Here is a 14,264-nt window from a genome sequence, read left to right as displayed (position 1 = left end):
ATTTAACCCTGTTCCCTGTTCCCTCAAGAAGATTTAGACGAAAAACCTCATAAATACAGTTAAATAAAGGTTATCTGGTCATGAACAAAACACCTCAACCTATCAAACTCGATGAGCGCAACGGGGTCGAAAAGCCCTTACTTGATCAACTGTACGGTTTAGATTGGGAAATATTGGATTTAGAGACAAAACAAAAACCACAGGATACTTTTAGAGAAAGCTTTACCGAGGTGGTGATGCTGCCGGTGCTGCGAGAACAGCTTACAATCATCAACCCCTGGCTAGAAACCGACCAAATAGAAGAAGCCATCAAACAACTCACCGCCAACTTCCCCAGCACCAACCTACTGGAAAATAACCGCCACGTCTTTAAACTGCTTCAGGAGAATACCAGCGTCTCAGAGAACCGTAAAACAGGCGAAAAAAGCCCCACCGTCAGGTTTATCGACTTTGACCACCCAACTAACAACCGCTTCATCGCCGTTTGCCAGTTTAAGGTGCGGATTCTAGGCACAGAAAACCACATCATCCCCGATATTGTCCTCTTTCTCAATGGGCTGCCAGTGGTGGTCATTGAATGTAAATCCCCCAAAGTCAAAGAACCCATTGCCGAGGCGATCGAGCAACTCCTCCGCTACAGCGAACAGCGCGGCGCTAAGGGCGAGGGAAATGTCCCCCTCTTCTTCTATAACCAGTTTGTCGTAGCTACCAGCCGCAATCAGGCAAAATTTGGCACTATTACCACCCACACCGAAAAATACTTCTTCCGTTGGGCTGACCCCTATCCCCGCACCCTAGAACAACTAGAACACGGCATTAGCTCCCCCAACGACCAGCAGCGACTGGTGGCGGGAATGTTCGCCCCCGATAACCTCCTAGAGATTATTCGCAACTTCACCCTTTTCTCCATCAACAACAAGGGAGAAACCATCAAAATCGTCGGGCGTTATCAGCAGTTTCGTGCCGTCAAGAAAGCCGTGGAGCGTCTCCTAGAGGGCAAAACCCCCCGGGAGCGCAGCGGCATCATCTGGCATACCCAGGGGTCAGGTAAGTCCCTTACCATGATGTTTATGGTGCGGGCCATGTACCGCCATAACAACCTTTCCCAGTGGAAAGTGGTATTTATCACCGATCGCACCCAACTAGAGCAGCAACTCGCCGAGACCGGCCAAAGTGTTGGCTTTACCGTTAAGCCCGCCAATAGCATCGCCAAACTGAAGGAACTACTTCGCAGCGACTCCTCGGATCTGGTCATGGCCATGATCCACAAATTCCAAGAGCGGGAACTGCGGGAGACCTTCCCAGAGCTAAACCGGAGCAGCAACATCCTGGTGATGACCGATGAGGCCCACCGCTCTCAGTACAGCCTGCTGGGGACAAACCTCGACAAAGCTCTCCCCTGCGCTTCCCGTATTGGCTACACCGGCACCCCCATCGACAAAACTGAGAAAGTTTTCGGGGACTACATCGACAAGTACACCATGGGCCAGTCCATCGAGGACGGCGTAACCCTAGAAATTGTTTACACCGGGCGCACCCATAACGCCGAGGTGTCTGATCAGACAGCTATGGATGCGGCTTTTGCCGATGTCTTCAGTGAGTACAACCTGCAAGAGCGGCTGCAGATTTTGGGCCATGGTTCGCGGGATGCCTACCTAGAAGCCCATCCCACCATCGCCGCTAAAGCCAAGGATATGGTGCAGCACTATCTCCAGTGCATCTTTCCCAACGGCTACAAGGCCCAGGTGGTGGCGACTTCCCGGGAGGCGGCGGTGCGGTACAAAGAGCATTTAGATGCTGCCCTGGCCGAGGAGATTGCCAAATTGGAGCAGGGGAATCCCCACCGGCTTAACCTCGATCGCCTGAAACGACTTAAGACCGATGTGGTCATCTCCGGCAGTCATAACGACCTACCCCACCTCAAGCAATACAGCAACTCCACCCGCCACGATACTACTATTAAAAGCTTTAAACTGCCCTTTGACGCAAGGGATGAGGGGATTACTGGAGATGTGGGCATTGTCATCGTCAATAATATGCTACTGACTGGCTTTGATGCCCCAGTAGAGCAGGTGATGTATCTCGATAGGGTCATCCAGGCCCACAACCTCTTACAGGCGGTCGCCCGTGTCAACCGAGTCGGCGGTGCGGACAAGGATAAAGGCTTTGTCGTGGACTATGTGGGCATCGGCCACCACTTGAAGCGAGCTATTGATAACTACGACGAGCGAGAGCAGCAAGAAATCGAGGAAACCTTAAGTTTTCCCGAGGACGAGATCCGTCAGCTTGAGGATGACCACCGCAAAATCCTCGCACTCTTGAAGCAACATGGACTCACCGACCTGAACGATCAAGATGCCTTTTTCGACCTCTTCTATGACGAGGATGTGCGATTCGAGTTCATGCTGGCCTTCAAGAAGCTGACCCGCAGCCTTAACTTGGTCTATCCCGCCAAGGAGGCCTTGAACTATATGAGAGACTACCAATCTCTCACCGCAGTGAATGTACTAGCGGGGAAGCACTTCCGCGATGAGCGCCTAAGTATGAAGGGAATCCCGCCCAAGCTGCGGGCGCTGACCGACCAGTATCTGCAATCAAGGGGAATCGACGAGAAAGTTAAACCGATCTCGATCTTGGATAAGGACTTTGAGAGCCATGTCCAGAAACACCAGCGAGTCAAAACAAAGGCCGCCGCAATCGAACACGCTCTCCGCCACTATATCGAGATCGATCTGGCAGATGATCCCGAACTGCAAGCCTCCTTTTCTGAAGCACTGAGAGCCATCTTCGAGGAGTTTAAAGACAATTGGGACAAGATTTACCAAGAACTGGAAAAACTACGCCAGAAGGCGAGAGAAGCAAAAAATGAGCCTACCTACGGACTGGACAGGAAAAAGCAGCTGCCCTTCTTTCGGATGTTCAAACGGGAGTGTTTTGGAGAAGCGGCATTAACTGACGATATGGTTTCTCAGATGGTCGCTCTCACTCAACAGGTATTTACCGTTGTTGAGCAGGAGTTACAATTAACTAGCTTTTGGGAGAGCATTCCCGCTCGCAAGAAACTTAAGGCAGAGATTCAAAAAGTGTTACTCTCTCCCGACTTTTACCAAATTCCCAATCTTGTGGACAATCGAGAACAGATTATCTCGCGGGTGATGGAAATAGCAGAGAAAAATAACGACCGAATTTTTTAGGCTGAATCGAGTAAAATTGAGCGACTTTTAATATGAAACTTGACTATAAAATCATTTATTCTTCCAGTCGTAAGACCCTGACCATTACCGTGGAACGTGATCGCTCGATCGTGGTCAGAGCGCCTACTGGTACTCATCCCGATAAGATCCAGCAAATAGTAGAGTCACGCAAGCAGTGGCTCTATGAAAAAATTCACCACGAGCAGAAGTATCAAGTCCCACTTCATCCTCCTGGTAAGGAACTGGTTAATGGCGAGTCGCTTCTTTATTTAGGGCGCTCCTATCGTTTAGAATTGGTTGATGATGAGACAGAAATAAAGTTTATTAACAATCGCTTTCGAGTACCAAAGACACTAACAGAGAATGACGGCGAGATTTTTCAAGATTGGTACATTCAGAAGGCAAAAGAGAAGATACTTCCTCGTGTCAACCTTTATGCTAAAAAGCTTGGTGTCAGGTTTAATCAGGCTAAAATTACCGACAGCAAATATCGCTGGGGTTCTTGTACACCCCAAGACAATGTTAACTTGAACTGGCGATTGATCAAAGCCCCGATGTTCGTAATTGATTATGTGATAGTTCATGAGTTAGCGCATCTGATTGAATCGAACCACACTCCACGATTTTGGCAGATTATCAGGTCGCAAATTGCTAGTATGGAAAAGGCCAAGCAATGGCTTAAAGAACACGGTCAGATGTTGGAACAGTCACTCTAATTATCGTCTAGGGTTTGACTCGGTGTCAAAAAAAGTTTCAGCTAATTTAATTAAAGTGGTTCGATTAATCTTACCCTGGGGACTTTTTGGTATCTCTGGTAATTTTATCCAATGTTTCGGCAGTTTATAATTGACTAATTTATCTTTAATCTGGGATTGAATACTTGTCTGGTTTATCTGAGAATTAACGGGTACATAAAAAGCGACAATTATCTGTCCCCATCGAGAATCTGGCAACCCTAAAACCACCACATCTTTAACTAAATTAGTTTGTCTAATGGCAGTTTCTACCTCAAGAGGATAAACATTTTCTCCTCCGGTAATTATTTTTTGACTATCGCGACCAATGATATATAAATAACCACTTTCATCGAAGTCACCTAAGTCATCGGTCTCGAAGTAGCTTGCTTGATTAAGATGGGGATAATAGCCTAAAAATAAAGATTTCGCTTCAATAATAATTTTCTGGTTATCGGGATTAATTTTTATCTGAGCATGGGGTAATAGCTGTCCATTACTATTATTTCCTCGTCGAAAATATTCCGGTTTAAGGGTGACAATTTGTGAGGCAGTTTCCGTCATTCCATAGGTAGGAGACAAAGAAATATTATATTCTCTAGCTTTTTCTAGTAAAGATGGCCATGCAGGGGAACCTCCTAGTAAAACTGTTTTAAAATTGGCTAACCAGCGAGGATCATTTTCTAGAAAAAATTGTAATTGAGTGGGAACTAAAGAGATAAAATAATCTTGAAGATTGAGATTATTTATCCGCTTTTGTTTGATTTTATGGTAAGGAATAAGAGCAAAATTTCCCCCTGTTAAAAAACTTCTCAGAAACTGCATTAAACCACTAACATGATATAAAGGTAATAGGCAAAAAGAGTTAACCTGCTTGACTTGAAAATATTCAGAGAAACCTTTAACAGAAGCAGTTAAAGTTAACCAGTTATGGATAGCAAAGCGAATTTTTCCCGAGGTTCCCCCCGTGGGTATCATCAGAGAATTAGTCAAAGGATTGACAGGAGAAGAATTATGGTTAAAAACCTTTATATTTTCACCAAAAATATAATCGGGTTGAATCAGAGAGAAAACCTGCTGCCATTCGTTAGTTTTCCAGTCGGGATTAGCTAGAAATAGGCAACTTTTGACCCTGACGGCAGCCAAGAATATCGCTAAAAATTTAATGGGATTGCCTTCAGCAAGCAGTATAGTTAATCGAGGATTATCTGCGGCGATAAATTTCTGACAATAGGACTTATATAATTGATAAAATTTCTGGCTATTGTATCCATATAACCAATTTTTTTGACTGAGATATGCTAATTGTTTGCTGATGTCGTCCACAGTTTTTCCAACCAATCGGGGTCACTATTATTAAACCATTGTTGCACACCAAAACCTAAAGCTCGCCCCTTTCTGGGGTATTCTTGTGCTAGACGTAAAGCAGCTTTTCTGCCGATATTAGTTTCTAAAACCGAGGAAAATACTAAATCTAAGGGATATTTTTTCCAGAGATTTCTTAACCCTTGTATTGAACCAGTAATAGCAGGTTTAATCACAAAAATTCCTCGCCATCCCCGTTGATAACATTCCTCTATTTGTCGCAGATTGGCCACCGATTCATCTAAGGCAATCCCCGTGGTAAAATCTTGACTTAATTGCAACATTTCTAACCATTGAGACGGGGGTAAAGGTTGTTCGATAAATTCAATTATTTGACATTCATCGGCAATTTTTAACCAGATTTTACTCTCAGCCATACTCAATCCCCCATTGGCATCTAAACGCAATTTAATGTTCCTGGGTAATCGTTCAATTAATTTTTCAAATAAGGTTAACTCTTGCTTGAGAGAATTAACTGCAATTTTCCATTTATAAGTATTAGTTTGATTAGCGGCTAAAATATCATCCAGACAGGGAAATACTGCCGCACCAGTGGGTAATAAATAACTATAATTTTTCGGTTCTAATTCTCTTGATTGATTCTCTATACTTAAATCTTCTAAAGCTGATTCAAAGGCAAATTGACAAGCGGGAAATTGTTCGGGAATAGAAAAAATTGAATTTATTGATAGGGGATTTTCGAGACTTTGACAAAATGATATTGCTGCCGATAATGTTTCCGAACCAAATTCAGGTAAAGGAGCAATTTCTCCCCATCCAATACGTCCATCTTCCGCTTCTAAGCGAATAATAATTCCTTCCCTAATTTTCCATAGTCCGTGATGGTTTTGTAGGGGATGCAGCAAAGGACGCTGATAAACACGAAATTGCCAGAAATACATGATTAACTATAAGTAGTCGTGAAAAGCTTAACATGAGCAGGCGTTGGGTTTCATGCTTCAAACCAACCTACGTTCATCTTATATTTAATTCTACCCACTTAGATAGTGGGACAGGCTTCTGATTCTTTGTATTTTATCTTTAATTGTAACCAGCTACTTAGTCGATGATAGGTGGTGCGTTACTTCAATCATAGTCCATCACACAATCACAGTCGATGATAGGTGGTGCGTTACGACGGATTGTCACCTTCCAGTCAAAGCAGCAATTTTTGGCCGTCTAACGCACCCTACAAGCTGTATTAAGATTAAACTAATACAAGTATATCAGAGGCGGTAAGAGTGGGTTTAGAACTAAGAGTTGCAATTTGAATAGCTGCTATTGTACCTGTCCCGTCCCCATCAAAGAATAGTCCTCCAGTGATTGTATTATAAATAAAGCGATTGCTGGCATTTAATGCAGTTGTTCCTAACACGAATTGAGCGGCTGTAATCGCAACTCCTGCGGCTAAACCACCGCCAAAACCCGCAGCAGAGAGAGCAATTTTATCCCCCTGACTGGAGAGAAAATCAGTAATTGTGTCAAGACCTTCATTGAGGTTGTTGAAGGTGAAGCGATCGCTACCTGCGCCTCCTGTTAGGGTATCATTACCTAAGCCACCAATCAAGGTATCATTTCCCGCACTTCCTGTAAGGGTATTTTTACCACTATTACCAGTGATAATGTTATTTAAGGTGTTACCTGTCCCGTTAATAGCTGTAGTCCCAGTTAAGGTGAGGTTTTCTAGGTTATTCCCCAGGGTGTAAGTTACGGAAGATTGAACAGTATCTGTACCTTGGTTGGCATTTTCCGTAATCGTATCGGTAGTAGTATCAACTTGATAAGTGTCATTTCCTAAACCACCGATTAGGGTATCAATTCCCGTACCTCCATTGAGGGTATCGTTACCCCCATTACCCGTTAAGGTGTTATTACCGCTATTACCGGTCAGGATGTTATTAGCGGCGTTACCTGTTCCATTAATGGCTGTAGTCCCAGTTAGAGTGAGGTTTTCTAGGTTATTCCCCAGGGTGTAAGTTACGGAAGATTGAACGGTGTCTGTACCTTCGTTGGCGTTTTCGGTAATGGTATCACTGGTGGTATCGATTTGATAGGTGTCATTCCCTAACCCACCGATTAGGGTATCGATTCCGGCTGTACCATTGAGAGTGTCGTTACCTTCTCCACCGTTGAGAAGGTCATTATCACTACCGCCATCGAGATTATCATCACCTAAACCGCCATTGATAGTATCGTTACCATTGCTACCAGTAAGGGTATCTTGGCCTTCCCCACCATCGATACTATCGTTCCCTAGTCCACCATTGAGGGAGTCTTGACCAATACCACCGAACAGGCGATCGCTGTCGTTACCCCCATTAAGTGTATCATCCCCCTCCCCGCCATTGAGGGTATCATTGCCATCGCCACCGTTAAGGATGTCGTTACCAATATCGCCATTGAGGCTATCATCTCCCGGACTACCATTGAGGGAGTCGTTACCTTCACCGCCACTAAGAATATCGTTGTCATCGCCTCCGTTAAGAGTGTCATTTCCGCTATTACCATTGATGCTATCTTTCCCTTCTTGTCCGTTGAGGAGGTCATCTCCATTACCGCCGTTGAGGGTGTCATCGCCTGCATTCCCATTGAGGGTATCATCTCCTGCACTACCATTAAGGAGATCGTTGCCATCTCCTCCAGTCATGGCATTAATGGTAAGCGTAAAAACGTTACTGGAAGACAATCCTTTAGTATCTTTTACTTCAAGCTTAATATCGAGACTAGAGCTTGTTGTATCCTTAGAAGTTCCACTAAAAGTTGTTGTCTTGGGATCAAAAGATAACCATTTAGGTAGAGAATTACCATTCACATCTGTTGCTGAATAAGTTAGAAAATCGTTTTTATCTATGTCTGTGAAAGTAGTTTCAGCAACAGTGAAAGTGAATAATTTATTAGTGGTTGCTGTTTGATTGGGAATGGGGTTAATGATAATGGGAGCAAGATTTTCTTGAATAAGAGCATCATTCTTCTCCAAGATGTTGATCAATTTCTGATTGGTTGTGACCCAGTTTTCTTGTTGCTGTTGGGCTAAGTCTGCTTGTATTTGTTGATTTTTTTGACTAATTGCTTCTAGTTTTTGCCATTCCAGTTCCAAAATACTTCTGATTTTCTCTTTAAGTTGAGGATCTTGATCGCCAATAGATACGATCTGTTCAATAGCTGCTGTTAAATTCTCTAGAGTTGTATCTTGAGATGCGGTTGCGATCGCTTGACCAGATTTGACAATATATTCAATATCTTTCCATTCGATTCCTGCTTTTTCTTTGAGTTTCTGAGTTAATACTTTATCTTCTTTCCAAATATTGAGAATTTCATCGGTTGATTTTTTCCATGTTTCTAAGTCATTGGTGTCAATGGCTTGTTTAATTAATCGATTGGTACGGGCAAGATTTTCTAATTGTACCCAAGTAAGTCCAGTTGCTTTTTCAGCTTGAGATTTTAGAGTATTATCATCTACCCAAATATTAACAGCACTCTTAATGGCATTTCCCCATTGTGCTAGTGTTTGTTGATCAACGGCTTTAGCTATTTCTTGACCGGCTTTTACTATATTTTCTATATCTTGCCAATTCAAATTAGTATAGGTTTTGAGTTTTTGGGTTAAAGTAGGATCATCTTGCCAAATTTTCAGAATTTCATCACTGGCATTTATCCAGTCTTGGGTTGTATCTTTGTTTATCGCAGTATTAATTGCCTGTACGGTTTTGTCGAGTTTTTGAAGTTTCTCCCAAGATAAACCTGTGAGGTCTTCTGCTGTAGATTTTAGGGTATTATCATCTACCCAAATATTAGCCACTCGTCTGATGGCTTGTCCCCATTTAGCGAGTTCTTGACTGTCAATCGCTGTGGCAGAAGCTTGACCTGCTTTGACAATTTTTTCTAGGTCGGTAAAGTCTAAACTGGTAACTTCTTTGAGTTTTTTGGCAAAACTAGGATCGGTTTTCCAGATTGTTAAAATATTATCACTGGCAGTAATCCAAGATTGGGTATTGTTATTTTGACTAGCTTTATCTAGTTCCTGAACAGTGTTTTCTAATTTATTTAATTGTGACCAAGTTAGTCCCGTTGCTTGTTCAATTTTGCTTTTTAATGTGGCATCATCAGCCCAAATATTAGCGACTTTTCTGATCGCTTGTCCCCAATCTTTTAACTTTTCACTGTCAACAGCGATCGCAGTAGCTTGTCCAGCTTTAACAATCTTCTCAAAATCTTGCCAATCTAAGCCTGTATTGACTTTAATTTTATTGGCTAAGGTTTGATCTGTTTCCCAAAGTTTCAGGATTTTGTTACTAGCTTCTATCCAAGCTAAAGTATTACCTTGTTCGTAGGCCTTATTAAGGGTTGAAATGGTTTCCTCTGTCTTTTGAATTTGTTCCCAAGAAAGTCCAGATACAGTTGTTAATTTGTTCTTAAGCGTATCGTCATCATACCAAATATTGAGAACTTCTTTGAGAGATTGTCCCCATTGTTCAACGCTTTGCTTATCAGTAGCTATGGCAATAGATTGACCTGCTTTAACAACTTGCTGGAAATCTTTCCAGTCTAAATTTAGGTTAATTTTTAAGAAGTTTTGGAGGGTTTGATTACCTTGCCAAATGCCCAGAAGTTCATTACTGGATTTAATCCAAGCTGCTGTATCTCCTTTTTCAATGGCTTTAGTAATGGCTTCTCCTGTCTGGGTAATTCGTTGGATTTCTTCCCAAGAAAGTCCTGTAACTTTTTGTGCCTCAATTTTGAGTTTATCATCAGTAACCCAGACATTTACAATGCTTTTTACGGATTGAGTAATTGCTTGCAAATTACGTTCTCTGACAGCAATTTCCAGCTTAACTCCCGATTGAATGATAGTTTCGACTTCTTCCCATTCAAACCCCGTTAAATCTTTAATAGATTTATGGGCTTCGGTTCCTAAATCAACCCCTAATAAACTATCATCAACAAGGTTAATTGCTTTACCAGCTGTTTGAATGGCTTTAATCCAGTCTTTATTGTCGATAGTTTGATATAAGGCTGAACTTAATTTCCCAAAGTCTTGAATTTCTTCCCATTTTAATCCCGTTAAATCTATTAGTTCTTTTTTCCCAGCTTCCCCTAATCCTAACGCAAAGTTTTTGTCAATTTGTCCGGCAATCTTACCGATTGCATTAGCCGCATCTAACCAGTTGCCATTTTCAATTGCTTTGATACCTTGGGCTGTTACCAGAGAGACTTGTCCTGCTGTAATAAAGAATTTTTGAATATCAGAAGCTTGATTTAATTTTGTGATGTCTTTAATGCCAAGAGATGCCGCATTAGCTAATGATTGAACTCCAGATAATAAGGCGAGAGTAGTATCTCCTGTTTTGGCGTACTGATAGGATGAGTAAGCACCTTGGGCGACTGTTTGGAATCTGGTTAGGTTGAGTAGATTGGGTGATAACTCATATTTTAAGAGTTCTAATTTCTGGGTTAATTCACCAACTAAGCTCAAATCTTTTGCTTCTTTGGCAACATCAATTGCCTTGGTGGTTTCAATAACTTGAGGATTCTTCGCTAGTTCGCTATTAATATCGCTAATTTCGTAGCTGGCAAAAGCCATTGCTGCATGGAAAACTGCACCCGCCCAGTCCCCATTATAGGCTGATTGAACAGCACTAAGAGAACTACTAATAAGGCTTAATGTAGTAGCAATAGAAGTAATTGTGCCAACTGATACACCAAGAACAGTTGCGCTGGCTGCTGCTGCGGTAGCTGCTGCGCCGGATAATCCTGCTGTTGCAATATTAACGGCTAAGGATGCCCCTACGGTAAAAACGGCTGATACTAACGAAATAACAAGCGTTGCAGTCCCTAAAACTTCATTAACAAAGGCTTTCTTTCTGATTCTTCGTTCTTTAACTCGCCCCTCAATAATCTGACTTAAAATCGATTGAGACTGTCGCGCTAAATCATCGGATAAATCAACCGCACCTTGAGCATAGCCAACCTTAGAGAGAATCTCTAAATTCTGCTGACTGAGTAACTCTTTTTCTTGAGTTAATACCCCTGTTTTCTGAATCTCCTCATAAAGAGCTTTACTGGCTCCCTTGAGGTCGGTTTCTGATTGTTTCAGAATGCCTAAATATTGCTGTTCTTCTTGGTCTAATTTGGTAACTTCAGCATTCAGTTTATTATTCTGCTCAATTAAACCATCAACCGTTTTCAGTAAATTATCCTGAATCGTTGCGGCTTCTTTCCCCTGTAAAGCAGCATGAATATCTTGACGAGTTGCTGTTAATATGCTCTGCAATTCAGCAGGTAAGCTGGGCTGTTTTTGTTTGAGGGCATCTAAATCGGCTAAGATGCCAGCGAGTTGTCCTTTATAGTCAGCTTGGGTGATGATATTGGCAATCGGGTTAATACCTAAGTCGGTGCGGAGGTTGTTAATCGCTTGCTGGAGGGCTTCTTCGGTGTTGAGTTGGTTTAATTGTTCCAGTTTGGTGACGGCAATTTGACGATCGCGTTGAATATCTAACCGTTGTTTTTCTAACTGGGCTGCCACCGCATCATCAATCAATTGACCGCGTTTTTGGGCGATTTCTTGTTCTAATTGTGCCTGCGCTAAGTTGAATTTTTCAACGGAAAGAACTTGCAATAAGGTTTGATTTGTCCAGTCTTTCAGTTGGGATAGGGCATCTATACGAAATTCAGCAACGGCGATTTCTTGTTTATGGGCCTCAATTGCTTCTTGAGAATTGCCGATACTTTGTTGAAGTTGGGCCAATTCTTGGGTGGCGAGGGTTTTTTGTCCTTCTAAGAGGGTAATTTGATTTTCAGCAGCTTGACGAAGGGCGGTAAATTGGCTGGCTTGTTGTTGCGCCTGTTGTTGCAGTTGCCGATATTGCTGCATTTCGGCATAGTATTTATCGGCTAAGATTAAATCTTCGGGTCGGGCAATTCCTCCTGAACAACCGCCACCTTTATCGTTGGCTAAATCTCGATAATCTTTGTAATAAAGTTCGGCGGCAGTAGCCATATTGTTGGCGTTGGCAACTTCCAGAAGTTGGGCGGCTTCTTGGCTTCCGGCATCGTTGGCTTGTTTAAGAATAGTCAGCAGTTGGCTTTCAAAGCTGTTTAATTCTTGGCGTTTAGTAGTGGCTTGGAGGGTATAATTTTTTTCGAGTTCAGTGGCTTCTAGGAGTTTTTTGAGTCCCTGTTGTTTATCTTTGATGGCGGAGAGGTATTTGTCGTTTTGCAGCAAGAGAGAGGCTTGCAGGTCGTCCATCACTGCGGTTAAAGCTTGGCTACTGGCTTCGGCTTGTTCGGCGAGTTTTTGGACTTCGGCGAGGGTTTTCCTGGTATCTGTGAGTTGTTTTTCGAGGGTACTGGTGTCTTTGTCGGGACTGGCGAGAGTCGCATCGAGGAGTTGATATTCGGTGAGGAGTACCTGTTCTTGGGTTGAGAGGAGGGTCTGTTTTTGGGTGAGAGTGGCTTGTTGGGCGGTGAGGACGGTTTGTTTTTGGGTGAGGAGTTGGATGGATTGGTCTAATTGGGCTTTTTTGGTGAGGTTTTCCTCGCCCCCATTATCAAGGGGGGTTGGGGGGAGCAAATCCCGCTCGGTTTGCAGTTGAGTGATGAGGGTTTGGGTTTGGGTGAGTTCATCGGTGAGGTAGATGGTTTGTTGTGTCACCCAAGTTTTGGCGGCGGTGATGTCTTGTTGCAGGAGTTGGGTTTTGGTTTGCAGTTCGGCGCGTTTTTGTAGGACGCTGTTGAGGGCGGTTAGATAGTTGTCTTTACTGGTTTGGTATTCGCCGGTTTCTTTTTGAATATTGGTGGTGGCGGTGGCTGCATCTTGGGTGGCTATTTCGAGTTGGGTTTGCAGGATGGGGAGGAGTTTTTCCCAGTCACTTATTTGGGCGATTTTGTCTTCGCTGAGTTTTCTTTCTGCTTCCAGTTGTTGCAGGAGGTGGATAAATTCGCTTTGGCTGAGGGCGGCTTCATTGGCGACGGCGTTGGCTTTATTCCATTGGTTGAGGATGGTGGTGGTGGTATCTTTATTTAATGTATCGGTTTCGACTCCTTTAAGGAGTTGGGCGGCGTGTTCTCGGAGGGCGGTCGCTTGTTTGGTGTAGGTGTCCCAGATAATCCAATCGTGGTCAACATGGGTGATAGCTGTCCATTCAGTTTTACTTTTAAATAGTCCGCGTTTTTTATAGCTACGCCATTCGATCCAAGTAGGTCCAGCTTTACGGCTTCGTTCCCAATAAAAGGCGGATTTTTCTTGATACCAGTCGGCTTGGGAGATGGAGGCGGCGGCTTCGGCTTGTTTTTGGCTGATGCTGTTTTTGAGTTGGTCGATTTGTTGTTGGGTTTGGGTTTGTTGGTCGTTGATTTGTTGTTGGAGGGTGGCGAGGGTGGTGGGGTTGTTGAGTTCGGGGTAGTATTGGGTACGAAGGTTGTTAATGGCTGTATTAGCTTCTGTTTCAATAGTTGCTTTACTATCGCCTTTAGAAAGCCAAACAATAACAAATCCATTACTATTTGCATTCCAAGGATCATCAACAAAATGAATTAAATCGGTTTTGCTATCTCCATTAAAGTCTCCTGTTTCGTATCTATAGTTGTTATTATTAGCTGCATAACTCGGAGGGTCAAAACCCTGCTTGATGTCAAAGGTTCCATCGCCTTTGGAAAGCCAAACAATAACAAAACCATTACTATTTGCATTCCAAGGATCATCAACAAAATGAATTAAATCGGTTTTGCCATCTCCATTAAAGTCTCCTGTTTCGTATCTATAGTTGTTATTGTTAACTGCATAACTCGGAGGGTCAAAACCCTGCTTGATGTCAAAGGTTCCATCGCCTTTGGAAAGCCAAACAATAACAAAACCATTACTATTTGCATTCCAAGAATCATTAACAAAATGAATTAAATCGGTTTTGCCATCTCCATTAAAGTCTCCTGTTTCGTATCTATAGTTGTTATTGTTAACTGCATAACTCGGAGG

General features: G+C 42.9%; 5 protein-coding genes. 2 read left to right on the top strand and 3 right to left on the bottom strand.

From position 1 onward, the window contains the following. The first annotated feature begins 80 nt into the window (after positions 1-80). Entirely contained in the window at positions 81-3,194 is a 3,114-nt protein-coding gene (locus IQ242_RS04750; RefSeq protein ID WP_193959207.1) for a type I restriction endonuclease subunit R, read from the top strand. Between the two features lie 32 nt (positions 3,195-3,226). Then, entirely contained in the window at positions 3,227-3,910 is a 684-nt protein-coding gene (locus IQ242_RS04745) for a M48 family metallopeptidase (protein ID WP_193959206.1), read from the top strand. Here IQ242_RS04745 and IQ242_RS04740 read toward each other — a convergent pair whose 3' ends face one another. From IQ242_RS04740 to IQ242_RS04730, 3 genes are all read right to left on the bottom strand, one after another. Next, complete coding sequence (locus IQ242_RS04740; RefSeq protein ID WP_193959205.1) at positions 3,911-5,254, bottom strand: 2-succinylbenzoate--CoA ligase; 1,344 nt, start codon at positions 5,252-5,254, stop codon at positions 3,911-3,913. It abuts the gene before it with no gap. Further along, positions 5,230-6,195, bottom strand: a complete 966-nt coding sequence (locus IQ242_RS04735) for an o-succinylbenzoate synthase (protein ID WP_193959204.1) — start codon at positions 6,193-6,195, stop codon at positions 5,230-5,232. Before IQ242_RS04735 ends, IQ242_RS04740 begins: the two co-directional genes overlap by 25 nt. A gap of 305 nt (positions 6,196-6,500) precedes the next feature. Beyond that, the coding region (locus tag IQ242_RS04730) for a putative Ig domain-containing protein (protein WP_193959203.1) at positions 6,501-14,264 on the bottom strand (7,764 nt) is incomplete at its 5' end.

Source organism: Microcystis sp. LEGE 08355 (assembly GCF_015207185.1).
In the GTDB taxonomy this organism is placed as follows: Bacteria; Cyanobacteriota; Cyanobacteriia; order Cyanobacteriales; family Microcystaceae; genus Microcystis; species Microcystis panniformis.
This window is presented reverse-complemented; position numbering and strand designations above follow the sequence as displayed.